21 protein-coding genes and 3 pseudogenes are annotated in these 25988 nt (G+C 41.9%); 12 read left to right on the top strand and 12 right to left on the bottom strand.

Annotated elements, in window-relative coordinates; all coding sequences use genetic code 11:
* Nucleotides 1–453: 453 nt before the first annotated feature.
* The 7 genes and pseudogenes from ACSJJG_RS18130 to ACSJJG_RS18100 all read right to left on the bottom strand — a co-directional run bounded on the left by ACSJJG_RS18130 (nt 454) and on the right by ACSJJG_RS18100 (nt 7565).
* Nucleotides 454–1148 (bottom strand): IS1 family transposase gene (locus ACSJJG_RS18130; protein ID WP_189761441.1). Its coding sequence is split into 2 segments (ribosomal slippage): nt 454–899 and nt 899–1148, totalling 696 coding nucleotides; the frame shifts between segments, so codons are not numbered across the junction.
* On the bottom strand, nt 1072–3912 hold the full coding sequence (locus tag ACSJJG_RS18125; RefSeq protein WP_282885573.1) for a toxin VasX: 2841 nt from the start codon (nt 3910–3912) through the stop codon (nt 1072–1074). The genes ACSJJG_RS18130 and ACSJJG_RS18125 overlap by 77 nt, the downstream gene beginning before the upstream one ends.
* A 688-nt stretch (nt 3913–4600) precedes the next feature.
* Nucleotides 4601–5542, bottom strand: a complete 942-nt coding sequence (gene pyrB / locus ACSJJG_RS18120; protein ID WP_481090115.1) for an aspartate carbamoyltransferase — start codon at nt 5540–5542, stop codon at nt 4601–4603.
* 299 nt (nt 5543–5841) lie between these two features.
* Entirely contained in the window at nt 5842–6270 is a 429-nt protein-coding gene (locus ACSJJG_RS18115) for a carboxymuconolactone decarboxylase family protein (RefSeq protein WP_481090114.1), read from the bottom strand.
* A 33-nt stretch (nt 6271–6303) separates the two neighbouring features.
* Nucleotides 6304–6786: pseudogene (locus ACSJJG_RS18110) on the bottom strand (ribonuclease Z); the annotation flags it as partial.
* 222 nt (nt 6787–7008) lie between these two features.
* Nucleotides 7009–7332, bottom strand: a complete 324-nt coding sequence (locus tag ACSJJG_RS18105; RefSeq protein ID WP_481090113.1) for a hypothetical protein — start codon at nt 7330–7332, stop codon at nt 7009–7011.
* Between the two features lie 23 nt (nt 7333–7355).
* Nucleotides 7356–7565: a hypothetical protein gene (locus ACSJJG_RS18100; RefSeq protein WP_481090112.1), complete on the bottom strand. Its 210-nt coding sequence runs from the start codon at nt 7563–7565 to the stop codon at nt 7356–7358.
* Nucleotides 7566–7709: 144 nt separating this feature from the next.
* Here ACSJJG_RS18100 and ACSJJG_RS18095 point away from each other — a divergent pair, with 144 nt between their 5' ends.
* A complete protein-coding gene (locus ACSJJG_RS18095; protein WP_481090111.1) occupies nt 7710–7862 on the top strand; it encodes a hypothetical protein in 153 nt (50 codons plus the stop codon).
* Nucleotides 7863–8179: 317 nt separating this feature from the next.
* On the opposite strand, the pseudogene ACSJJG_RS18090 reads toward ACSJJG_RS18095, so the two are convergent.
* From ACSJJG_RS18090 to ACSJJG_RS18080, 3 genes and pseudogenes are all read right to left on the bottom strand, one after another.
* Nucleotides 8180–8395, bottom strand: a pseudogene (locus ACSJJG_RS18090) (pyridoxal-phosphate dependent enzyme); the annotation flags it as partial.
* Between the two features lie 145 nt (nt 8396–8540).
* Nucleotides 8541–9975, bottom strand: a pseudogene (locus ACSJJG_RS18085) (Na+/H+ antiporter NhaC family protein).
* A 45-nt stretch (nt 9976–10020) separates the two neighbouring features.
* On the bottom strand, nt 10021–10170 hold the full coding sequence (locus ACSJJG_RS18080; RefSeq protein ID WP_481090110.1) for a PLP-dependent transferase: 150 nt from the start codon (nt 10168–10170) through the stop codon (nt 10021–10023).
* Between the two features lie 37 nt (nt 10171–10207).
* Between ACSJJG_RS18080 and ACSJJG_RS18075 the strand changes: the two genes are divergently transcribed.
* The 11 genes from ACSJJG_RS18075 (at nt 10208) to ACSJJG_RS18025 (ending at nt 22911) form a co-directional block, all read left to right on the top strand.
* Nucleotides 10208–10561, top strand: a complete 354-nt coding sequence (locus ACSJJG_RS18075; protein ID WP_481090109.1) for a hypothetical protein — start codon at nt 10208–10210, stop codon at nt 10559–10561.
* Between the two features lie 88 nt (nt 10562–10649).
* Nucleotides 10650–11765, top strand: coding sequence for a spermidine/putrescine ABC transporter ATP-binding protein PotA (gene potA / locus ACSJJG_RS18070; RefSeq protein WP_481090108.1), 1116 nt, complete (start codon nt 10650–10652; stop codon nt 11763–11765).
* Nucleotides 11749–12609 (top strand): spermidine/putrescine ABC transporter permease PotB, encoded by an 861-nt coding sequence (potB, locus tag ACSJJG_RS18065; RefSeq protein ID WP_481090107.1) that lies wholly within the window; start codon nt 11749–11751, stop codon nt 12607–12609. The genes potA and potB overlap by 17 nt, the downstream gene beginning before the upstream one ends.
* Nucleotides 12606–13385 carry a spermidine/putrescine ABC transporter permease PotC gene (potC, locus tag ACSJJG_RS18060; protein ID WP_481090106.1) on the top strand — a complete coding sequence of 260 codons (780 nt, stop codon included), beginning with the start codon at nt 12606–12608 and terminating at the stop codon, nt 13383–13385. Before potB ends, potC begins: the two co-directional genes overlap by 4 nt.
* Nucleotides 13386–13572: 187 nt before the next feature.
* Nucleotides 13573–14625, top strand: a complete 1053-nt coding sequence (gene potD / locus ACSJJG_RS18055; RefSeq protein WP_481090105.1) for a spermidine/putrescine ABC transporter substrate-binding protein PotD — start codon at nt 13573–13575, stop codon at nt 14623–14625.
* A 564-nt stretch (nt 14626–15189) separates the two neighbouring features.
* The gene (locus ACSJJG_RS18050) at nt 15190–16188 is read left to right on the top strand and encodes a 3-oxoacyl-[acyl-carrier-protein] synthase III C-terminal domain-containing protein (RefSeq protein ID WP_481090104.1); all 999 of its coding nucleotides are present in this window, start codon (nt 15190–15192) and stop codon (nt 16186–16188) included.
* Nucleotides 16185–17204 carry an NAD-dependent epimerase/dehydratase family protein gene (locus ACSJJG_RS18045; protein ID WP_481090103.1) on the top strand — a complete coding sequence of 340 codons (1020 nt, stop codon included), beginning with the start codon at nt 16185–16187 and terminating at the stop codon, nt 17202–17204. Before ACSJJG_RS18050 ends, ACSJJG_RS18045 begins: the two co-directional genes overlap by 4 nt.
* Nucleotides 17197–18003: an MBL fold metallo-hydrolase gene (locus ACSJJG_RS18040; RefSeq protein WP_481090102.1), complete on the top strand. Its 807-nt coding sequence runs from the start codon at nt 17197–17199 to the stop codon at nt 18001–18003. The genes ACSJJG_RS18045 and ACSJJG_RS18040 overlap by 8 nt, the downstream gene beginning before the upstream one ends.
* The gene (locus ACSJJG_RS18035; RefSeq protein ID WP_481090101.1) at nt 18000–19277 is read left to right on the top strand and encodes a F390 synthetase-related protein; all 1278 of its coding nucleotides are present in this window, start codon (nt 18000–18002) and stop codon (nt 19275–19277) included. Before ACSJJG_RS18040 ends, ACSJJG_RS18035 begins: the two co-directional genes overlap by 4 nt.
* 577 nt (nt 19278–19854) lie before the next feature.
* Nucleotides 19855–22551: an inverse autotransporter beta domain-containing protein gene (locus tag ACSJJG_RS18030; protein WP_481090100.1), complete on the top strand. Its 2697-nt coding sequence runs from the start codon at nt 19855–19857 to the stop codon at nt 22549–22551.
* A gap of 9 nt (nt 22552–22560) precedes the next feature.
* Nucleotides 22561–22911, top strand: a complete 351-nt coding sequence (locus ACSJJG_RS18025) for a hypothetical protein (RefSeq protein ID WP_481090099.1) — start codon at nt 22561–22563, stop codon at nt 22909–22911.
* Between the two features lie 114 nt (nt 22912–23025).
* Here the strand turns inward: ACSJJG_RS18025 and ACSJJG_RS18020 are convergent, their stop codons facing one another.
* Together ACSJJG_RS18020 and argF are read right to left on the bottom strand one after the other, a co-directional pair.
* On the bottom strand, nt 23026–24306 hold the full coding sequence (locus ACSJJG_RS18020; RefSeq protein ID WP_481090098.1) for a bifunctional O-acetylhomoserine aminocarboxypropyltransferase/cysteine synthase: 1281 nt from the start codon (nt 24304–24306) through the stop codon (nt 23026–23028).
* Nucleotides 24307–24832: 526 nt separating this feature from the next.
* Complete coding sequence (gene argF / locus ACSJJG_RS18015) at nt 24833–25846, bottom strand: ornithine carbamoyltransferase (RefSeq protein WP_481090097.1); 1014 nt, start codon at nt 25844–25846, stop codon at nt 24833–24835.
* Between the last annotated feature and the right edge of the window lie 142 nt (nt 25847–25988).

Genomic DNA, 25988 nt, shown 5'->3' with positions numbered 1-25988 from the left:
ACGTAGTACCTCATCTTCATATCCATAGACCGCATTTTCTAATGTGGGTTCTTTTCCCCATTTATAGCGAAGTGGAGAAATCGTATCTCTTGTTGGTTTGTAATACCAATAGACTTTCATATACGCAGTATATTGCTCATCTACTTCTACGGTTAGTGTAGTTAAACCGCTCTCTTCATCAAAAATGAGATTTTCACGATTTTTACGAGTAATATTTATCGCTTTATCAAACTTATCTTTTGCTACAGAATAAAGATATCTACCATAACTACGCTCAGTTATTGATGAATCAGGATCGCTATAGCCATCTGATAAACCAGATGGAATAACTTCATGATATATCTCTGATTCTCCCCATTTGAAATTAGGTAGTATAAATTTATAAATTATCTTTCCTTGTTTATTGTTTTCAACTTTTAAATTTGGGTCACGTATTCAAAATGTTGATTGGTCTTAAATATAATATTCTCTTTCGATAAAAGTCCCGATGACTTTGTCATGCATTTCCGGTGATTTTGAATAGCCTAATGTTTTACGATTCAGCCGCTTAATTCGGTTTCTAAGGGTGAGGTTTTCACGTTCAATACGCTGCGTAAAACTTTTTCCGATGAGGTGTTTATCCGTGGGCAACAAGGTGTAAGCCTTGAATTTATCGGTACACCAAAAAGCGACGTTAAAATGCGATAATTTTTTGAGCAGTTTCTTCAACGTCTTTTTGCTTCGTCGGCCGAAAGTATGGGCAATAATACGCTTCAGACGAGGCTCCCAAGCATACCATAACCAACGTTGTTGCTTTTTATTCCCAACAAATGACCACATCTCATCGACTTCACAGATGAGCTCAATTTCCACCTGTTCCAGCGGTAATGTGGTTACACATCGTGGGGACAATTTTTTAAAGTGCGAACGACAGCATTAATACTGATATGTAGTGCCCGTGCAGTGTCACGGATACCGGCATTATTCATGGCAAGATCCACAACTTGTTCTTTTATGCCCGTCCGGCAAGCACGATAAGCATATTCAAGCTGAAAAGTACGGCGACAAGACAGGCAACGATAACGCTGACGTTCACCTTGACCCGTGCCATGTTTTCTTACCGATTCGGTTTGTTGACAAAATCGACATTTCACTTCTACCGTTGCCATCTGATTTCCTGAAAAAGTGAGGAGTATACATGAGAAACAACAAATTGAATACGTGACCTAAATTTGGCTTGATAAAAAAATTTAAAAATTCTTGAAATTCAATTAAATACGAATTTTTAATTTCCTTATCTATAATTTTCATTCTTTTAAATTGATTTTCTAAACTTAAACGTTTTTCACTCGTACTCCAAAAAGCATATTTCTCTCCATTGCCCCAAAAGCAGTTCTTTAACAATGTTTCCAAATCTACCCAATTGAAATATATCGCTGCGAATGTTCCACCAAGCATGAGTGAAGCGCCTAGTGCAACCAGAAGACTGACGCCAAAAGTCACTTCCGCTGTTGCTACCGCTATAGACCATCCTACAGCCATTATTATTGAGCTTGTACCTATTGCAATATGAGAATAAGCTTCTTTGTTATTTCCAAAACTAAAAGAGTTATAGGCATCATAATAAGAAAGTGCGCCACTCACAAAACCTGTGGCAATGAGTCCACCATTTACCCATTTTGTTATGGCAGCACTTTCTAACAGAAGACTGCGTGATGCAGAATCCAATAACGCTTTTGCTGCGGGGCTATTTAGTTTATTTGCTAATCTCGCTGCAAATTTAAGAGTATCTCCACCAATAGCGGAAACACCTTTTGCAGCAATTAACCCACCTAATATAGTATTCGAATAGCTTGAAACATAATAATAAGGAAGTCTATTTGCGTTAAATGGGGCAGTTTTGTCGAAACGAGACATTGATGTCAATTTATATAATACATAACTCTTCATAAATAAATCCAAGCCACTTAAGCCAGAACTCAATAAGTAGCCAGCAGACTTATTTGTATTATGGAAAAATTTAAACTGAATATTTAATTCAGGTCTTTTTAATTTAACCAACGGTATTTTTATCTTTATATTATTATTGTAATTATCCAATCTGTTGGACCAATCAAATACTTTTTTACCTATAAATTTGTTTAAACCAGATTCAGCTTGAGCCAGGCCCTTCTTAATTTTTCCTGATACACCTTGATTTTCATATTCTTCAATTTTTTTTAGAAATTTATAATATTCTTTCTCGGTTAATTCGAGATATTGTCCTTGTTTTATTTCAAGCCCTAAATAATCTAATATTTTAGGAATCAGTTTATGTGTTACCTGTTTTACACTCAACACGTGCAAGTGTAATATTCCTTTATATGATAATTCTGTTGTAAATACATAAAGTCTCGCCAGTAAATTGCCAACGACACTGAGTATTATATCTACTCCCCGATTGAGGATCCTTGCAATGGATACCTTATCAACACCATCATGACCTAATGAATTCACTATTCCATTAAGAGCAACATCCCATGCGCTATTTCCTTCTATAGCCAATGGACCAGCAATAATACTTTCCATCGCCAACAATCCTTCTTCTGAATGTTTGAGCGGTTCCATTAATTCAGCGTGTAAAATACAGAATCGTTCAAATTCTTTTGCATCATCTTCGGTATAAAAATCCTTTTTATCAGAGACAGAGAAAAAGTTTTTAAAATAATGTGTAAGTCCACCTAATTTCCCTGCAATCATTTCACTTTCAAAAAATGCTTTATATAATTCAAGAGTCTCTTTCTTTTTGTCTTTTACATGCTTAATCGGCGTAGTTAATTTAGGCCACCAGGTTTTCCAATTTTCTTGGTGAATACACTCCTTAACACATTTTTTGACTTCTTCATTTTTTGATGCAGCTAATATTTCAACAAAATTTCCTATAGTAAGAGGATACATATTGGTCGCACTATAGCTTAACTCCCAAAGATTAAGTAACATATAAGCCATTAAAATATCACGCTGATATCCCACTGGATCATGCAATACCACAATATTCGCTTTATCTTTGTAATAAGGGCATAGCAAACTGTCTATGTAACGCATTTCCATATCGGCATCCATGAAAAAACTGCCTTCTGTTGAAATATCTCCCAAATCAGCAGATTGTAAAAGTGGATCAGATAATTGATTTTTGTATGCTTGAAATCGTTTTTCAGGATCTTTGAAATCTTCCACTAAGCCATCGAAATGTTCTTGTTTGGCTTCTATGGTATACTCTGAGTCCTCACGATCTAACTCCACAAATTGCATTGCATTTCTGCGAAAAGATTCATCCTTATCTATCTTGTCTAGGATTCGTTCGGAAAAAGGAACCTCACTATAAACAATACTTATTTTGGATACGTCTTTATTAAGAGCCAGAAAAGGATAGCCTAATCCCGCTGTACCACTGGCAGGCTGGATTTCTTCCCATGATGAGCTTCCGGCTCTTTGCTCATACTTGGTGTATTTTGTGACCATCCCTCTTTTGCCCTCTAATGTGACAATTTCAGGGCTGAATTTGAAAATTAATAATTTTCCCTCGTGTTGGGAGCCTCTGGTTTTAATCGGTCCTTCTTCTTTGACATAGATCCAACCCGCTCTTGGCATGCGAATGCTATAACCCCCCAAGACGCTTGCATTTAATGAATTATCATAAGGATCAAGAAAGGTGCTGATGGGTGGCGGTAATTGTGCATTTATCTGTTTGTCGCCAAAAAAATTCATATAAGCATATCTGACAGGATAAACAGGCCGGATATTGACGTCACAGGGCCTGACAACGGTATCCATATCCAAATCATGGGGTATATATTCCCTCGCCATATCGACAAGTTCTTCAAATGTTTTTTCCACTTTTTTCGCGGCAATCTCAAGCGCATCATTTGCGTTCGTTAATATCGATTTTTCCATTTATCTTATTTCTTTGTGTTAACTTAATATCCCGTTTTTATACCAATCTAACTTCAAGATGCATATTGTTTCTCCCCGCGAAGCGGGGAGAAACAATGAGTTATGCTGTCTTATAATGAGTAACTTGAAAGGTAACGCGTATAAAACAATATTCATAACCAGCTATAGCCCATACTTCCTTGCACCTGTGATTGTTTCTAAGTTCATGCATCGTGTTAGTGATTCGTCGTAATAGACACAGAATAATGAACATCCCTTTAATATTTGAAACTGGCGGAGAAAATACAAAACGAATTTATCGAAAAGTACGATAATAACCTAATTTCATAACAGGTTAAAATAAGAAAAGAGCTTTAAAACATGTTCGTATTTGAAGTTAATTATTGGAGTTTAAATTGTCACTCTTTGTTATATTTATTGGTGTGACAGAAAATTGCGTTAGGTAATAATGGGAGATATAAACAATCACATTGATTTGTAAGCTGCAACTTGAAATTTATTGGATATATACGCCTTAAACTTCAAGTTGCCATTTACAACACGATATTAAACCTGATTTTTCCCCGCTTCGTGGAGAGAAATCACACGCATCTTGAAGTTAGATTGGTATAAAAGGTGTTCTTAAAAAACAATATTATGACCAAGGAGTAATTTCCTTAATCATAATATTAATGGCTATATATTTTTCTTAACGAGCTATAACAACTTCTTCATTCAATACCAGCGACAATAATGCCTGACGGGCAAAAATGCCATTTCCTGCTTGCTGGAAGTAGTAAGCATATGGCGTTTTATCGACATCTCCCGTAATTTCATCAATACGTGGCAGCGGGTGCAGTACTTTCAGGTTTTCTTTAACATTCACCAGATCCGCTGCGCGCAGGACAAACTGAGCCTTGATATTGGCATATTCTGAAGGGTCAAGACGCTCTTTCTGGACACGGGTCATATACAGAATATCCAGTTCAGGCAACACATCTTCAAAGTTATTGTGGAGGCTGTAACTCACCTGTTTTTCTTCCAGCATATGCAGGATATAGCTTGGCATTGCAAGTGCATCTGGCGCAATAAAACAGAAATGGTTGCCGTTAAATTTCGCCAGAGCTTGTGTCAGTGAATGAACGGTACGACCATATTTCAAATCACCGACCATAGCAATTTTCAGGTTTTCCAGCCTGCCCTGAGTTTCCTGAATGGTGAACAGGTCGAGCAACGTCTGGGTCGGATGCTGGTTTGCACCATCGCCAGCGTTGATAACAGGGATATGGCCGGAAAACTCAGAAGCCAGTCGTGCCGCTCCTTCCTGTGGGTGACGCATGACGATTGCATCGGCATATTGACTGATAATGGAAATGGTATCAGCCAACGTTTCTCCCTTTTTACCCAATGAAGTATTGCTGCTGTCAGCAAAACCCACGACGGAAGCGCCGAGTCGCTGAATAGCGGTCTCAAAAGAGAGACGGGTACGTGTGGAAGCTTCAAAGAAGCAACTCGCTATCACTTTGTGTTTCAGTAAATCAGTCTGTGGATTGGCTTTTAATGCAGCGGCCGTCTGCAATACCAGTTCCAGATCTGCGCGGCTCAGATCATTAATTGAAATGATATGCTTGCGATATAACGGATTAGCCATGTTTACGTTCCTCTTTTATGACTTCTAGACTTGGACTGGTCAGGCAAAAAAAAGCCCCTCAATTGAGGGGCTTTTTAAATGTTCGGTTAAGCAATGGGAAAAACAACGCGCTTACGCTGCCAGCAGACAGTGTTTCGTTAGCTTGGTGTTTTGTTACAGCCTTTACAGCGCAATCTTTCATGTTTTCTCCCAGCAAATCGTCGCGCATTATACTCACGATAGCATTCATCGCAAGGATCGCCGGAAGAAAATTTTGTTTCAATTAATGGTCAGGTTAAATCGCCTGCATAATGATGTGATTATTCGTTTCGATCACCTAAACTGACCGCTATTCTGTTAAGGGCATTCATTAAGGAGATCGTTGCTGTCAGGTCAACAATCTCTTTTTCGGTGAAAACAGCATCCAGGCGTTCTTTAATCTTATCCAAGATACTTAGTTTGGGATTTGTCGTTAAGGCTTCGCACCATTCCAATGCCAGTTTTTCTTTCGGGCTGTAGATATTGGAATTGAACCACGCAGGTAACTTATCCAATTTTACTTGTTCTATACCATGATCTTTGCGGATGGCTTCGGCATGGAGATGGCAACAATAGGCACAACCATTAATTTGAGATACTCGTGTTTCCACCAGAAGAATAAGTGCTTGATCCAGTTCAGAGGCATGGATCTCTTCATAGCTTTTATATAACGGGTTAATGATCCTGGGTGAGACTTTTGCGTAATTCATTCTTATCTCTCAGATATTTTGTTTGCTACATTTTCATTTAACAATAAATGAGGCGAAATCTGCGGCCAAATCAGTATTTGGAAATATTTCCCGACATTCCGCCAATAATCGCGGGCAATCTTCAACTCCATAGCGTCCGCTAATATGTGTAGCGATAAAGTGTTTGACTTTGGCATCACGCGCCAATGTTGCGGCTTGTTTGGTGGTGGAATGCCCACGCGCATTGGCTTTCGCGGCAAATGCATCTTCCAGCGTGATTTCATGCACCATCACATCAACATTGGCAGCCAGTTTCAATGCTTCGGGTGTCGGTTCAGTATCCCCGAAAATAGCCAATGACCTGCCACGAATCGGTTTACCTAAATAATCTCTGCCGCAAATTGTGCGGCCATTTGCCAGCATAACCGTACCACCTTGTTTTAAAGCTTGCATCCACGGGCCACGGGGAATGCCATCCTGATTTAATTTCTCCGCATCAAGTGCGCCGGGTTTATCGTGCTCTTCAATACGGTAGCCATCTCACTAAGCGCTGCTGGCTTCGCATCATCCGCGTGTACGGTATCTTCGTTTGCTAACTGGAAAAAACAGCTAAAATTTTAAAAAGAACTTGCGTAGGTTGTTGGCCTAAGGCGCGCTATTCTGCTCATTGACTCACTTTTGGCGTTTGCGGCGGTATACCCAAGCCAACCGGTTACCGGCATAGATAGCTGTTTTCTTCAACCTTGTAACAGATTGCGCTTATCGAAGAATAAGAAAACAATGCAGGTGGCTCCACCTGTATGAATCGTTGCGTGGCTCTTTCTTCTGTAATCCAAAAAGCAATGGTTGCTGACTTTCGATGGTGTTATTCAGTACATTATCAATTAATCCCGCCATCGCTGTTTTCCATAACTTCAAATCAATCACCATTTTTGCCTGTGTCATTCTGCTATTGACCATTTGCCCGGTATAGACGGGATCTAATAAAATACCCTCTTTTTGTGCCAGTAGCGTAATGGCGTCTAATCCTGGTTTATTTGGCATGCCATACATCGGTACGAGGACGAATGGAAGGTGACGCACAATCCCTCGGTTTAGCGAAATAATTATCCACAAACAAGAACATCGTTTGGGTAGGTTGTTTTTCCTGAAGAGCGTGCTAGCGCATGATCTCTTGCTGCAATTGACTCACTTTTGGCGTTTTGCTCGGCGGTAACACGCGAGACGGTAACGCCAATAACCGGTGTTTGCGGTAGTACAGAATGTAACCCGATAGCCAACCCTGCATGTGTACCCGCGCTTCGAGGCGCAAACAATCACGGCAGCAAACTCCACCTCTTTCGGGCGTGCCGGCATTCATTACCCTAACGCCACCGCCAAGGCATGCTCGGCTATTTCTGACGATAACCTATGAACCAAGGGCTCCCACCGGCAATATAGGCATTTCGAGATCATTCACAATGCGCATCACTGGTAACAATCGTCAGTTTTTTCTGAGCATTGAGCAGCAATTAATTGATCCGTTGGCTAATAACAACCAATTTTTCCATACTGGCACGCGCCATACCGCCCTGCTGCCGCCCCCGACCGCCAATACACACTCATACTTGTAGTCCTTTTTGCCTGTTTGGAATCCAGCGTTCAATTCATCACACATGACGCATATTCTGGGGTACTGAATAATTCGGTCAGTATTTATTGCCATTATTGAGAAAATTACTGTCCTGGTTTTGAATGGGATTTTCTAATAAAGCGCCCGCCAGAATTCGTCCTCGTTTTGAATGGGATTTTGCAAATACGCTCCGCATTTTACCCGTATCCATAATTCATCTCTCTTAATATAAATATGCGTCCTAAGTAGTGGGATAATACTCTCCATTTTCATAGTTGCCGTTTTGTTAATCAAACGGGCAAATTTTGCGCATTTCCATACATTCGCCGCCATAGCGGCTGTTTGCCGGACGTGATTTGATTGAATTGCGCCAGCGGTAACAATAACTTTAGCCTTTTTTTGTAATGCGTCAGCAATAAGATACTCCAATTTACGTAATTTATTCCCACCCATTGCCAGGGGGGTTAAATCATCTCTCTTAATATAAATATCGCGTCCTAAGTAGTGGGATAAATTTTCCAATTTATCCATCATAGTTGCCGTTTTAAGTAAATCAATACGGGCAAATTTTGCTCGTCAGTAGTGGGATAAATTTCAATCTTCATCGATTTAGTCATTTAGCATTTGCTACTTCCCTAAATTTTCTGTTAAAGACATATTATCCTCAGCGGATGGTAAATTAATAAGTAAGGCCTAAATAGAAATAGATAGCGAGGGTGAAACTTGCAGTAACCAACGCGTATGGCATTTGAGTCCGAATATGTTCAATATGGTCACAATCTGTTGCCATTGATGCAACGATAGCATCGCTGGAAATTGGCGATGTCATATCACCAAAAATGGAACCCGCAATTGCGGCACCGATCATATATTCAGGAGGCATACCCACTGAAATACCTAGCTGTACCCCAATGGGGATCATAATTGCGAATGTCCCCCATGAGGCCCCATGAGGTGCCTGTTGCTAATGACATGATGGAACTAATCAGGAAAATAAAACCGATGGAAAAACCCGCCGGAATGATGCCAGAAGTCATTTGTGCAATATACGCACCGGTATTTAAATCAGCGGAAACGTTACCCATTAAGAATGCCAATACCATGACAGAGCTTATTTTTATCATGCTGGAATAACCAATATAAAGCTCTGTAAAAAAGGCTTCGATGGTTAAAACGCGGCGTAATAAGAACCAGAAAAAAGAGATCGTGGTTCCAAATATAACACTCCAATAGATAGAGGTTGAACCGCTCCCCTTACTAAAATCACCATCACCTGTGATATAGAGAGCAATAGGGAGCATTAATACCGTCGATAAAATAGGAATAAAAAAGTTTAATGGAGTATGGCAGTTGGGGTGTTCAATAACATCATCACTATCTTCATTGTATTTATCTTCAATATCACTATTTAAGTGGTCATGTAAGGCCCGCATTTCTGCGGTTTTCATTGGCCCCCAAGAAACATTAGAGAAAATATAAAATAAGACAGAAGCCAGAGATAACCAAGCCATAATATTATACACCATAGATCCAGCCAATATATCGAATGGCTCACCACGGATTAACCCCCTGGAAATCTGTACACCGATGACGCCCATCATTGCGGCACCCCAACCATTAATCATGGCAGAAGAACAAACAGAAACACAGGATGTCTGGATAATGTAAGACATTTTTTCTGGTGGGATACCGTAGTTTTTAGCTAATTTCTTGGTTGATGCTCCAGCAATTAATTGGTTAATTGAACTTTCAATAAAAATTAATGATGTAATGATCATTGCCAAAAACTGAACAGCTTTTTTATTTTCAATAAGTTGTGTTTTATTTGTAAGTAAACGAACTAAAGATCGCACGCCCCCTGTAACAACCACAAGCCGCATTATGCCACCAATCATCAACATAAAAATGATGGTTTTTGTATTGCCTGAGGAGGAAAAGGTATCAATAATACCTTCAATAGTTCCTTGTATACCTAAAATAATATTATGGTCATTAATGACAGTAAAACCCACTAATATACCGAGTAGTAGTGATAAAATAACCTGGCGTGTAAATATAGCTAAAATAATTGTGACAACAGGGGTAATGATGGTCCAAATACCGTAATCATTCATTTTTTACTCACCTTATTTTCTTGTTATTTTTTATATTAAGTAAATTTATTCTAATGCTTTTTCAAGGCCAGCTAATAAATCGCGAATATCTTCAATCCCTACTGATAAGCGTAATACAGTAGCATAAATACCGATCTCTTCACGCTCTTCTTTTGTCATTGAGCCATGTGACAGAGTTGCAGAACAGTTAACCATACTTTCCTCGCCACCTGCGCGCACTTGCTGCTGGCAAATGGACAAATGGAATAGTGCGGGTGAGTGGGTAAACCGGGATAATAGACTGTTCAATTTTGAGATGGGATTGCAGAAAATTGGCAATTTAGGCATCAAAGGGAGATGCGATGAATCGGGTGGATACCTGCCTGAATTCATTGGAAAACAAAAGTATTTTTTTGTTTCAAAAATATCCGATATGAAACTATTTCCATCTGGTACAATTTGGCGCAAAATAAGACACGCGATGACTATTCATAAAATAGTAATAAAAAATGACATATTGTTATTGTTTCAGCTTTCAATTTGGGCGTACTGCGTTTATGATGCGCGCTTCGTAATTTCAACCGGTGCCACTGGCTTTGAGCTTTAGCGGAGAAATGATGCCTTCTGCTAGCTAACACAGTCTTTTCCCGTGGCGGTTCTATCTGCATTATTCCAAGGGATAGATGATAGCATAAATGACTGAGAACACCTCTCTGACTCCACTCGTTGAACTGAAAGCCTTGAGTAAGGGCTTCGACGGTAAACAAGTTATTTCACAGCTCGATCTGACAATCAATGATGGCGAGTTTCTGACCATTCTTGGACCATCCGGTTGTGGCAAAACTACAGTACTCCGCCTGATTGCCGGGCTGGAAGATGCAGACAGCGGCAAAATTTTACTGGAAGGGCAGGATATTACTGATATTCCCGCTGAGCACCGTCACGTTAATACGGTTTTCCAAAGTTATGCCCTGTTCCCCCACATGACCGTATTTGAAAATGTCGCTTTTGGGCTTCGGATGCAGAAAACACCGGAAAAAGAGATTGCTCCGCGTGTTGAGGAAGCACTGCGCATGGTGCAGCTTGAAGAGTTTGCCCAGCGTAAACCTGCCCAGCTTTCCGGCGGCCAACAGCAACGTGTGGCGATTGCCCGTGCGGTTGTCAATAAACCGAAAGTCTTGCTGCTGGATGAATCACTATCCGCGCTCGATTACAAGTTGCGCAAGCAGATGCAAAATGAGCTAAAGGCGCTCCAGCGTAAGCTCGGCATCACCTTTATCTTCGTGACCCACGATCAGGAAGAAGCACTGGTCATGTCAGACCGTATCGTGGTTATGCGTAACGGACGCATTGAACAGGATGGCTCTCCACGTGAGATTTATGAAGAGCCGAAAAACCTGTTTGTTGCCCGCTTTATCGGCGAAATCAATATCTTTGATGCTGAAGTACAGCATCGTATTGATGATCAACGGATACGTGCCAATGTTGAAGGCCATGAGTGTGATATTTTCACCTCGCTGCCAGTGACGGTTGGGCAAACGTTGAAAGTATTGCTGCGCCCGGAAGACCTGCGCGTGGAAGAGATCAACAACGGTGAGCAGGTATCTGGGCTGATTGGTTATGTCCGTGAGCGTAACTACAAGGGCATGACGCTGGATTCCGTGGTTGAAATGGAAAATGGCAAGATGGTTATGGTGAGCGAATTCTTCAACGAAGATGATCCAGACGTTGACCATTCCCTGAACCAGAAGATTGCCGTCACTTGGGTAGAAAGCTGGGAGGTTGTGCTGGTCGATGAAGAAGACGCGTAAACTATTCCAGAATATCGTCATTACGGGCATCGTATCCTGGTTGATGCTGTTCGTCTTTTTGCCGAACCTGATGATCATCGGAACCAGCTTCCTGACCCGTGATGATGCCAATTTAGTGCAGATGGTATTCTCGCTGGATAACTATAGCCGATTGTTCGATCCGCTGTATGCCGAGGTGCTGCTGCATTCACTGAATATGGCGATTGTAGCAACGCTGTGCTGTCTGGTGATTGGCTATCCGTTCGCTTTTTTCCTGGCTCGTATGCCAAAGAAACTGCGTCCTCTGATGCTATTCCTGTTGATCGTACCGTTTTGGACGAACTCGTTAATCCGTATTTATGGCTTGAAGATGTTCCTCAGTACCCGCGGGTATTTGAATGATTTTCTGATGTGGATGGGGATTATCGATAAACCCTTTCGCATCATGTATACCCCCGAAGCCGTTGTGCTGGGGCTGGTTTACATCTTGCTGCCGTTTATGGTGATGCCGCTCTATTCCAGCATTGAAAAGCTGGACAAATCTTGTCTGGAAGCGGCACGCGATTTAGGCGCGGGGAAATTGCAGACCTTTATCCGCATCATTGTGCCATTGACCATGCCGGGTATTATCGCCGGTTGTTTGCTGGTATTGCTGCCAGCGATGGGGCTGTTCTACGTGGCTGACTTGATGGGCGGGGCGAAGAACCTGCTGATCGGGAACGTGATTAAGAGCCAGTTTCTCAATATCCGCGACTGGCCGTTTGGGTCGGCGACCAGTATCTGTTTGACGCTGGTAATGGGATTGATGTTATTGGTTTATTATCGTGCGGCTAAACTGCTGAACAAGAAGGTGGAACTGGAATGATCGGACGCCTGTTGCGCGGTGGCTTCATGACCATCGTTTATGCTTACCTGTATATCCCGATTATTATCCTGCTGATAAGCTCGTTTAACCAGTCGCGCTTTGGTATTAGTTGGCAGGGTTTTACCACTGAATGGTATAGCTTGCTGTTCACCAATGACAGTCTGGTTCAAGCGGCAGGCCATTCTCTGACGATGGCGGTAACATCCGCCACGTTCGCCACCCTGATTGGCTCCCTGACGGCAGTAGCGTTGTATCGTTACTCATTCCGTGGTAAGAAGTTTGTTGGCGGTATGCTGTTTGTCGTGATGATGTCGCCGGATATTGTGATGGCAATCTCATTGCTGGTGCTGTTTATGCTGCTCGGCATCTCATTGGGATTCTGGTCACTGCTGTTTTCGCATATCACCTTCTGCTTGCCGTTTGTGGTGATAACGGTTTACTCCCGCCTGAAAGACTTCGACGTCAAAATGCTGGAAGCAGCGCGTGATTTGGGCGCGGGGGAATTGACTATCCTGCGAAAAATCATCCTGCCGCTGGCGATGCCGGCGGTTATGGCGAGTTGGCTATTGAGCTTTACTCTATCAATGGATGATGTGGTTGTTTCCTCGTTCGTGACGGGGCCAAGCTATGAAATATTGCCACTTAAAATCTATTCAATGGTCAAAGTAGGGATTTCGCCGGAAGTGAATGCATTGGCAACGATTTTGTTACTTATGTCGTTAGTTTTGGTGCTGATTAGCCAATTTGTGATGCGTGATCGCACAGGGAAGTCTTAAACTTCTTTTAAGCGTGGTTGCAAGTTGACCACGCTGTTCCCCCCCTTTTGTGAATATGATAAACCGACAACCTAACAAGTGGCTTTACCCTATAAAATGCGACTTTTATAATAGCCCCCTTTCGGGGATAGGTTCACGCCGAACCTATATATGATATTAACGCACCAACTGCGAGGGGAAACACGACATGAAAAAGTGGTTCTGTCTGTTAGCCGCTGGGATGATGGCATTAAGCATTGGTTCGGTGAATGCCGCTGCCGCTGATGATGGCAAAACGCTGTATTTCTACAACTGGACTGAATACGTTCCGCCTGGTTTGCTCAACCAGTTCACTAAAGAGACTGGGATTAAGGTGATTTATTCCACCTATGAATCCAATGAGAGTATGTACACCAAGCTGAAAACCTATAAAGACGGCGCTTATGATTTAGTGGTTCCATCCACTTATTTTATCTCAAAGATGAGTAAAGAAGGGATGTTGCAAAAAATTGATACCAGTAAATTGAGCAATTTCCATAATCTTGATCCTAATCTGCTCCATAAGCCTTTTGACCCGAATAACGATTATTCTGTTCCTTATATTTGGGGCGCAACAGCGATTGGTGTTAATAGCGATAATATTGATCCCAAGTCTCTCTCTTCATGGGCCGATCTTTGGAAACCAGAGTACAAAAGCAGTTTAGTACTGACTGATGATGCGCGTGAAGTGTTCCAGATGGCGTTGCAGAAATTGGGTTATTCCGGCAATACGACTAATCCAAAAGAGATTGAGGCCGCTTATCAGGAGTTGAGAAAACTGATGCCAAATGTATTGGCATTTAACTCTGATAATCCAGCCAACCCATTTATGGAAGGCGAAGCGGATATCGGTATGATGTGGAACGGCTCAGCTTATGTTGCGCGTCAGGCGGGTACTCCGGTTGAGATTATTTGGCCGAAAGAAGGCGGAATTTTCTGGATGGATAGTTTGGCTATTCCGGCAAATGCCAAGAATGTCGATGGCGCGATGAAGTTGATCAATTTCTTACTACGCCCGGAAATTGCTGCGCAGGTCGCCCAAAAAATTGGTTATCCAACGCCGAATCTGGAAGCGAGAAAATTACTGCCGAAATCGATGACAGAAGATAAATCTCTGTATCCAGATGCAGTCGTGATCAAAAAAGGCGAATGGCAGAGTGATGTTGGTAATGCCAATATCCTGTACGAAGAGTATTTCCAAAAACTGAAAGCCAGCCAGTGAGCTGACATCACCTTGAATTATTGGGGGGAGCTTAGACTCCCCTTTTTAATCTACTTGAAGGCTATTTTTTTACTTAAAACTATTTTTTTACTTTTAAAAGATATATATATTGGTTATTTGATATTTTACTTTTATTTAAAAACAATAAAAATATTGGACTAATGCTTGTTCAAAATTTTAGGATGACTATATTTTTTTAATTAATTGATGAAACAAAAACTAAAAGTGACTATTTGATATTAACTAAATAAAGTTGATTTATTTGTCAATTAACATTGACCTTTGTTTTACATAGAAGCAACAAATATCATCATTAAATCTCATGACATGCTTTCTTCATTAAAAAAAATTCATAATATTGAAATGATAAACTGAAAAAAATTTCTATTTTTCATATGGCTGCATTGAATATTTCAATTTAATAATATGATGTATCATAAATATATACTTCCTGTTTAATCAGCTATCTGATAAATATTCATTTATTCTCTCCCTAATCAGAATTAACTTCATATTCTGACAATAAAATTAAACAAAAAATTAACATCTGGAAGTAATAAAAAAATGAAAAGTTCAAATGAATTGATTCCATTAAAGATCATTGCGTCTGGTATTGCTTTACCAGAAAAAAAAGTGTATTCATCCGACTTAGATTTGAAACTCAATAAACCGAAGGGTTTTGTTGAAAAACATTCTGGAATAGAGTATCGCTATCATTCTGATTATGAAGCATCTCCGGCTAAATTAGCCGCAGATGCATTGCATAGTACGTTAGAAACACATCAAATATCGCCAAATTCAATTGATCTGCTGATTTCAGCTTCTGCCATCCCGATTCAAGCCTTACCTTATTCCGCCGCACATATTTTAAAAGAGAGTCGATTAAAGGCAGGAACGGCCTGTTTTGATATTAATGCAAGCTGTGTGAGTTTTATCTCTGCGCTGAGTGTGGCGGGTGGATTATTGTCAACCCGGCAGTATCGGCGGATTGCCATTGTCTGCTCAGAAATGGCTTCCCGTGGCATTGACTGGTCACATCAGGAATCCTCGCTGATTTTTGGTGATGGGGCGGCGTGTATGATTGTCGAAAGAGGAGATGGGCAAAGCGGGATTGTTACCTACAAACATGAAACTTACCCGGAAGGCCTTGAATTATGTGAGATTCGGGCGGGTGGAACCCGTAAAAATCTGCGTACCGGCATGGAAGATAGCGATTTTCTGTTCCAGATGCAAGGTAAGCCACTGTTTAAACTGACTGCCTCATTGATTGAAGAATTTACAGCACGTGTATTAGACAGTGCCAATCTTGCAATGTCCGATATTGATACCGTGATACCTCATCAAGCGAGCCATTTGGGATTGAAGCATATTCTCAAACGACTAAATATCAAAAATGAGAGATTTGTGAATATCTATCGTTATCGCGGTAATCAGGTTGCGGCCTCAATTCCCAGTGCTTTGCATGAAGCCGTCATTACCGATCGCTATTATGGTCGTGATTATGTGATGTTGCTTGGTACAGCGGCCGGGCTTTCATTAAGTGAGATGATCCTAATACCATGAAAATTCTTGTAACTGGCGCAACCAGTGGTTTAGGTCGTAATGCCGTTGATTACCTGTTATCCCGTGGAGAAACGGTGGTGGCAACCGGGCGTGACCCGCAGGCGGGAGAGTTATTGACTCAATTGGGCGCGGAGTTTCGTCGTGCTGAACTGGCGACGTTAACGGAGGATGACGCCATTGCATTGATGTCAGATTGTGATGCCGTCTGGCATTGTGCCGCCAAATCCTCCCCCTGGGGCAATCCTGACGAGTTTGAACGTATCAACGTGGCTGCGACCTATACGTTAGCACAGGCGGCAGGAATATGTGGTATCCAGCGCTTTGTTCATATTTCTACTCCAGCCGTGTATTTTAATTTTTCACATCAACAGCAGATTACCGAAAATCAGCGCAGCCAGCGTTTCGCCAATGATTACGCTCGCACCAAGTTTCTGGCGGAAGAGTGCATACGCCAATTGTTCCCCCGCTATCCTGACACAACTTACATTATCCTGCGTCCCCGTGGATTATTTGGTCCGCATGACAGGGTATTGTTGCCGCGGCTGATGTCTCAGGTTAAGGCCAGCAAAGGTGTGGTGGCTTTACCGGCCGGGGGAAGGAATGCGCTGGATCTCACTTACGTCATGAATGTTGTCCATGCCATGTCGTTGGCGACCCGGTGCGGAGGAGTACAAAGCGGGGCGATATATAACATTACCAATCAGCAGCCACAACCATTGGCAAAAACGCTGGGGCAGTTATTTGATGAGATGCAATTTGGCTACCGGATTAAATCATTGCCTTATCCGCTTTTGTATGGCATTGCGGCAATTCTGGAAGGCATTGCCATGTTCACTCGAAAAGAGCCGTTGCTGACGCGTTACGGTATTGGTGCGGCTTATTATTCCATGACACTGGATAACTCAAAGGCGCAGAAAGAACTGGGCTATTCGCCGATTTATACCATAAAGGAAGGCATTCATTTAACGGCCAAGTGGCTAAAACAGGTAGATCAGCAGGCGGGTTCACATGGTTAAGGTACGTGTTTTTGAAGTGGGATACTGCACTCATCCCGGCTGCATGGTACTGAAAGGTGCCAGTCTTCGTGTGTGCAAATTTCCAGCCCGTGCGTGGTTGCTGGAGTGTCATGATAAGCGTTGGCTACTTGATACCGGATACGCTAACCATTTTTACGATCATACCCGCAGTGGGATTATTCGGTTATATCGCACGGTGACACCGGTTTATTTTGACAGCAAAGACTCATTGGTAATGCAACTAAAAGAAGAAGGGATTCAGGCGCGTGATATTGATGGCATCATCATTTCTCACTTTCATGGTGATCATATTGCTGGATTACGGGATTTCCCGCAGACCAAATTCATCTGTTCAGGGAAAGGTTGGCGGCAGACCCGTAATTTACGTGGGATCGCTGCGCTACAAAAAGCTTTTGTGCGAGGCTTAATGCCAGAAGATTTCGAATCCAGAACCCTTTTTTATGAAGGGCTTGAAACCAGCCCGTTGCCAGAGGCATTAGCGGTGTTGGGGGATGGCTATGTCGTACCTGAGAGCCAGAAACAGATCCTGATTGTTCCGTTGCCCGGCCATGCGGCTGGGCATCTTGGCCTTTGTGTGTTGACTGAACAGGGTTGGGTATTATTGGCGGGAGATGCCGCCTGGTCGCCGACGAATTACCGTGAACTGCGCGGACCTGCAAAGTTGGCGAATCTCATTATGGATGACAGCCGGGCTTATTACGAAACATTGAATAAGCTGCATCAAATTGATCAGAAGCAAATCCCTATCCAGCTATGCCATGAGGGAGATTTGGAATGATATTCAAAACGCTTTGCTACTATTGGCGAGCCAAAAAACGGTGGAAATTTGCCAACCGACAGCAGCTCGAGCAGCATCAATTGAGAGAACTGGCGAAATTTAAGCGTAGGGTTCTGGCGAAAAGTCCCTATTTTTCCTCATACGGTGATTTACCGTTAGTGAAATATCCACTGATGAATAAAGCCATCATGATGGAAAATTTCGACCAGATGAATACAGCAGGTCTCAGGCGTGACGAACTTTTGGCATGTGCTCGGTTGAGCGAACAGTCACGAGATTTCAAGCCAACAGTCGGCAAATTCAGCGTTGGCATGTCATCAGGGACATCAGGGCAGCGAGGTATTTTTGTTGCCAACCCGAAAGAGCGGAGCATTTGGGCAGGAACGATGCTTGCTAAGATGCTGCCAAATGGCTTATTTCACGGTGAGCGAGTTGCGCTGTTTTTACGGGCTGGGAACACGCTCTACGATAGTGTCCAGAATCGTTGGATCTCCTTCCGTTTTTTTGACTTGTTCGCTGACTTTAATCAGCAGGTGCAAGCGTTAGTAGAATATAGGCCGACGATTATTGTGGCACCGGCTCAAATATTGCGGGCGCTGGCATTGAAGATCCAACAAGGTGAAGCCTCGTTGTCGCCGGTTAAAGTGATCTCGGTGGCAGAAGTGCTGGAGCCGCAAGATCGCCAACTATTGCAGGCCGTATTCAGGGACGTGGGAGAAATTTATCAGGCAACGGAAGGTTTTCTGGCGTGTACTTGCTCTCATGGGACGCTGCATCTTAATGAAGCGTTTTTGCATATTGAGCCAAAATGGATAGATGAATCGCGTTTTAATCCGATTATTACCGATTTTACCCGAGAAACTCAGCCTATTGTGCGTTACCAGCTTGATGATATTTTGGTCGTGAAGAAAACCCCGTGTGCTTGTGGCAATCCGGCATTGGCGATAGAGCGTATAGAAGGGCGCAATGATGATCAGTTGATTTTACCTGCGCTTAAAGGGGGAACGGTGAGTATTTTCGCTGATCCCTGTTCGCGGATCATCGCTAATACCCTGCCACTGACGAGTGATTATCGGCTAACCCAGGCTTATTTGTTGCTGAAATTGGAAGGGGATTGTGCCATTGAAGTGCTCGGTCAATGCCAGTCAGCGTTGTCAGACTATTTTGCCAAACAGAGGGTTGATATCGATAAAATTGAGTGGCAGTGCGTATCGCAGACGATACTGCCGGATCTGTTTAATAAGCGCCGCCGGATTATTAGGAAGAAGGGATAATCTGGGGGAGAGCTATGATTAATAAGTGACTACATTTTGGGGACTTTAAGTGAGCTACATATTTTGGGACTTGCCACAAATAGGCGGTTTACCCCATGGTCTGATAGATCATCAGCAGCCAAGTGAACAACTTAGGGAAGAATTTTGATGTTTAAAGCCTGACATTGAATTAAATCTACAACCATCACTTTTCAAGTTACAGTGTTATTGTCTGTAACTTGAAATTTATCGCCAAATAAATTTTTCTCGAAAAATAAATATAAAAAACACACCATTACCCCCATTTTATTGAATAGCAAGACTGGCTTTTTACTCTAATTCACATCTCATGTAATCACCTGATATTCAAAACAGAAAGTGATAACTTTTTATTATCAACTCATAAAAAATTTTCATTAAGCAGATTGGCAATAAGTCACCTAATGTATCTTAAGTGCACAAAAATATTAATTTTTATTCTTATTGAGTGTTGGGGCATCAAATATTCCATGAGGTACTATATATGGACTCATATATGAGTAATAAGTTCATTAGATTTTTTCTATATATAGGTTCTTTGTTTTTACCATTTATATCAATGAATACATTCGCGATAGGTGAAAAAAACACGGAACAGAAAATCCAGAAAGTAGCAAATGAAAATCATTCAAAGAATAGGGGAGATGAAACAGGAAATTTAATTGCGCAAAATATTCAGATGGTCAGCAGGATGCTATCGTCTTCACCTTCCGAACTTACTGAACAAGCGAAATCCTACGCATTAGGCAGAATTAATGGGACAATATCCGGCGAGACACAGAAATGGTTATCGCAGTTTGGTACAGCCAAAATTAACTTTGGCTTAGACAGAAAAGGCAAACTGGATAATGGCTCTCTGGATATGCTGCTTCCACTTTACGACAATAAAGCCGATTGGTTGGTTTTCTCCCAATTTGGTTATCGTCATAAAGACAGCCGCCATACCCTGAACGTCGGCTTGGGCGGGCGTTATTTTACGCCTCATTGGATGTATGGATTGAACACTTTCTTTGACCATGATGTCACCGGTAAAAATCAGCGTATTGGTGTAGGTGCAGAAGCCTGGACAAATTATGTCAAACTCTCTGCGAATACTTACTTGCGTCTGACTGACTGGCGTCAGTCATTGAAGGAGCAGGATTGGGAAGAGCGTCCTGCTAATGGCTTTGATCTCAATGGAGAATTCTATTTACCTGCTTACCCAAATCTTGGTGGTAAGTTGGCCTTTGAACAATACTTTGGTGATAACGTTGCGTTGTTCAATCGTGATAGTAAACAGAAAAACCCCAGTCTGGGGAGAGTGGGCCTGAATTATACGCCGATTCCGTTGGTGACAATGGGGGTAGATTATAAATATGGCGGCAGCGGGCACAGTGAAACGCTGTTCCAGGCCAACCTGAATTATCGCTTTGGTGTACCGCTTGGTGTGCAGTTCTCACCTGATAGTGTTGCTTCCATGCGTACACTGGTAGGTAGCCGCTATGACTTAGTGGAAAGAAACAATCATATTGTGCTTGATCACAGGAAGAAACCAGACGAATTGCAACTGGCATTATCGCAAAATGCTATTGTTGGTTATAGCCAACAAGCATGGCCAACACCAATACCTGTAACGGCTAATATAAAATCCCGCGTCAAGAACATCCTGTTTCAGGCAGATAATGCATTTATAAAAAATGGCGGCACTATTTCCAATATTGGCGGTGGTCATGAGCTGATTGCGCTTGTATTACCTAAATATGTTCCTGAAGGACAAAATACGCATACGATCAATATCGTTGCGGAAGAAAATAACGGTAAGTTCAGCAAGCCAGCTATTTTGAATGTGACAGTACAGCCTTTTGTGGTCAGACAATTTAAGACAGAGCAATTAACATCCTCTGCGGGTACTCAGAGAGGTTATAATTTACTGGCAACTGTCGCCCATGGTACAACCGATAAAGACATTATCCGCGATGGCGTGATCCAGAATGTCAGCTGGTCTATTGAGCCACAAAATAAGGATGTGAGCCTGAATTGGGAGAACCCCAGCAAAACCAATTCCCTGGGGCAATTGCAGGCCACTGTAACAACTTCCCAGCCGCTGAAAGATGTGAAAGTTTTCCTGGAAATGCCTGGCATGCCAAAAACCCATATTGGTGATATTGGCTTTAGTGGCCTTATCTCTGACTTTACGGTTCAATCTGTCAAGCCGTTGGCATCAGGGACACTTCTCGCCGGAGATAATGGCTATACCTTTACGGCAGATGTGAAAGATAAGAATGGTATCCCGCTGAAAAATCAGAAAGTGGAGGTTAAGTGGTATCCTGAACAATTGCCGGATGGCATGAAATGGTCGTCAATACAAGAAACTACGGATATTAATGGACGCTTGTTTGCTACCTTAACCAGTACCAAACCTGTCAAAGGTATTAAAGTAGGTGCATCAATTGATGGTGGTAAAACAAAGACATACGCTGAAAATCCAGTGACTTTCATCGGTGACATTAATATTGGCGAGCTGGCAATCTCACCTGCTGATAAGACACTCAATGGTGACGGAAAAGAGGCTTATACCTATCAGGCAAAAGTGACTGATCCTTCCGGTGCTGTCATACCCCATCTGACCTTTGGTCACGATAAGGTGATTTGGAGCGTTGTTAATCCCCAAACTTTTGACCACAACAAGCTGATAGAGGAAGGAAATCTGGTTTTCGGTAATAAAAAGTTAACCACGGATGATCAGGGATACTTAACTGCAACGTTGACCAGTTCTGTCGGTGTCAAAAATGTCAAAGCCAAGCTGGAAGTTGTGACGAAAGAGAAAAAACTGGAATCGATGGCTAACACTGACGTGACATTTATACCGGTAGATAAACCTGTAGGGTTGTATGTTTACAATAACAATAACACAGATGTCAATCGATTCTACCAGAGTCATGAAAATGGGCCTTATAACGTTTTCGACTCGTTATACGCAGAGTTAAGAATTAATCCAGATACACCTCTTATTACTAATGCTGATGTTGAAACCGGCGACTATGAGATAGTATCAGGGTTAGCAGCTCGAATTATACTAATTCGAAACTTTAAGCCAGTAATAGATGGTATTAATGGGACTATCGAATTTGATTTTAGAGAAAATACAGCAATGATACCTACAAAGTTCAGGGCCGCTATTACTAACAAACAGACAGGAGCAATAAAGACTTACACTTATACAATGAAGCCAACACGCTTTATTAAAGACACATCATGTAGACACAAATGTACCTAAGTGAATCGTTTGATGAAGGTAACAAAAGACAAGGTGACGGAAGTATATCCAGTGAAGGTGACCGATTTGTGGCCACTAAGCGATTCTGAATCAGCTGTTAACATTGTGAAAGATGGCACGTCTCTGCTTGAAGATTTTCCCAATATAATGAATTGGGACCTTATAGGTTGGGATGATGGTAATAAGCCTTCTTATGCTCCTAAAACTATTACGGTGGCATATAATAACGTGGTTGGTACATACGGTTTTGCCGGGTTTGATGTTCAAAATCTGAAAGTTGTTGATAAAGACAAAGCTGATCCTAATTATTTACTTTGTCTGCATACATCAATCCAAAGCGATTATTCTCCAGGAAATTAGAGTTAATAAAATCAGGATAAATAATAAACAGGCTCAGCGTTATTGAGCCTGTTTTATTATTGAATAAGGTATTCTGAACAAAACATACTGATGCTATAGCATTTAACAACAATTTTACTGCGTCTTTGCTGCTTCCAGCGCTTGCGCGAGGTCGTCAATAATATCATCGCTATGTTCGATACCGATAGAAAGACGAATTAAATCGCGTGAAACCCCCGCTTTTACCATTTCTTCATCATTTAGCTGACGATGGGTGGTTGATGCTGGATGGCATGCCAGCGATTTGGCATCACCAATATTGACCAAACGCACAATAAGTTGCAGGGCATCAATAAAGCGTATACCGGCTTTTTCACCGCCTTTAATGCCAAAAGACAAAATAGAGGCTGGCTTGCCCCCCATATAACGGACAGCCAAATCATATTCAGGATGTGCAGGCAATCCTGCATATTTAACCCAGGATACCTGAGGATGTCTTTCCAGATATTGAGCGATCTTCAGAGCATTTTCAGTATGGCGCTCCATACGCAGCGCCAGAGTTTCCAGCCCTTGTAAAATCAGGAAAGCATTGAACGGTGATAAAGCGGCTCCTGTGCTACGCAGTGGCCCGACACGGCAGCGTGCGATAAAGGCTGCGGCACCAAAATGTTCGGTATAGATTATGCCGTGATACGAAGGATCCGGGGTGCCTAAAATCGCAAAGCGTTCCTGATGCGCAGCCCAGGGGAATTTGCCTGAATCGACAATCATCCCACCGATGGAGGTGCCATGCCCACCAATATATTTGGTCAGAGAATGAATAATAATATCGGCGCCATGTTCAAACGGGCGGCATAAATAGGGGGTTGCGACGGTATTATCGACGATAAGAGGAATGCCGTGCCGATGGGCAATATCTGCCAGTGTCTGGATATCAACAATATTCCCACTTGGGTTGGTGATGGATTCGCAATAAACGGCTTTGGTTTTCTTGTCGATCAATGCGTCAATGGCCGCGAGATCGTTATGATCAACAAAACGTGTTTCAATCCCTACGCTTGGGAAACTGTGCGCCATCAGGTTATAAGTTCCTCCATACAATTTTGCGACAGAGACAATATTATCTCCGACAGTCGCAATGGTTTGTATGGCGTAGGTGATGGCCGCCATGCCAGAAGCAACCGCCAGCGCACCGATACCCCCTTCCAAAGCGGCGATACGTTTTTCCAATACATCATTGGTTGGGTTCATGATGCGGGAATAAATATTACCTTCTACTTTTAAATCAAACAGATCAGCGCCATGTTGGGAATCATCAAAAGCGTAGGAAGTGGTTTGGTAAATCGGGACAGCAACGGCTTTGGTTGTTGGATCGGGTGAATAACCTGCGTGGATGGATAAAGTTTCTAATTTCATTGTTATTTCCTTTCGTTAGGTAAAGTGGTACTGACATTTAAGACTAACAATTAAAAAGAGTAACGTGTTTTTTCTGTTTTGGTTGATATCAAAAAATAATCCTGAATTAAAAATGGCAATACAATGAGGCAATATAGAAAAATATATACTTTAAGCGGTTAAAACGTTTAATAAACATATACCAATCTAACTTCAAGATGCGTGTGATTTCATTTAGTGTTATAAATTGCAACTTGAAGTTTAATCCTATCTAAAACCTCAGTTTTTATGCGGATTATGAAGGAGTACTCGTAAAATAGAGTGATAAAGATCATGGCATTAATGGGGTTTATGTGGGGAGCGCTTTTAAGTTTGTTGATTATCAACTCAATTTAAGTAGGAACAAAATCAAAAAACAGGCTTGATTTTTTTGTTAGTGATATTAGTTGATACAAATAAAAATAGTGAGTTAACTCACTATTTTTATTTAATTATCTTCTTGAAATTGAAAATGTAATATGAGCGGACGCAAAATATAAATCAATTATTACAACATGAGGTTTTCCACCAGTGTTGCTACCATCACGGCCTTAATGGTATGCATTCGGTTTTCAGCCTGATCAAATACAATGCTGTGTTTTGATTCAAATACTTCATTTGTGACTTCCAGGCCACCATATAAATTGAATTCCTCTGCCAGTTGCTTACCGAATGTTGTTTCTTCATCATGGAAAGCAGGCAGGCAATGCAGGAATTTAACGTCTGGGTTCCCTGTGAGTTTCACCACCGCCATATTGATCTGATAGGGTTTCAGTAATGCAATGCGTTCTTGCCAGACTGATTTCGGTTCTCCCATTGATACCCAAACATCGGTATACAGAAAATCGACCCCTTTTACCCCTTGCGCAATACCTTCTACCAGCGTGATCTGGCCGCCCGTTTTCTCTGCCTGTTTTTGGCATTCCGCAACCAAATTTTTTTCCGGCCAGCATGTTCTTGGTGCAACCAAACGGAGATCGATACCCGTCAGTGCAGCAGCTTCCAGCAGGGTATTGCCCATGTTATTGCGGGCATCGCCCAAATAGGCAAATTTGATCTCAGATAGTGGTTTTTGGCTGTGTTCTTGCATCGTCATTAAATCAGCCAAAAGTTGGGTTGGATGGAATTCATCAGTCAGGCCATTCCAAACCGGAACTCCTGCATACTGTGCCAACGATTCAACAATTTTCTGACTATATCCACGGTATTGAATACCATCATACAAACGCCCAAGTACCCGCGCGGTGTCCTTGATGGATTCTTTGTGCCCGATCTGACTGCCGCTTGAGCCTAAATAGGTAACATTGGCACCTTGGTCATGAGCCGCGACTTCAAATGCGCAGCGCGTACGAGTGGAGTCTTTTTCGAAAATCAGGGCAATATTTTTCCCTGTAAGCAAGGGTGATTCCGAACCTGATTTTTTATTCGCTTTTAATGCATGGGAAAAAGTTAAAAGGGTATCAATTTCTGTGGAGGAAATATCAAGTAATCTTAGGAAAGAACGCTTGAAAAAAGGGTTCATTATGCATTATCTCCATTAGGGTCATATTGAATTTATATTCACTATATATCGATAAAAAATGTAATTACAAGCCCTGTGTGCAGAGTTTATAGGAGTGAAGATATCAAGACAGGTTATAGATCAGCCGCTTATGTTATGCATT

This window comes from Xenorhabdus sp. SGI 60, assembly GCF_056632175.1.
This window is presented reverse-complemented; position numbering and strand designations above follow the sequence as displayed.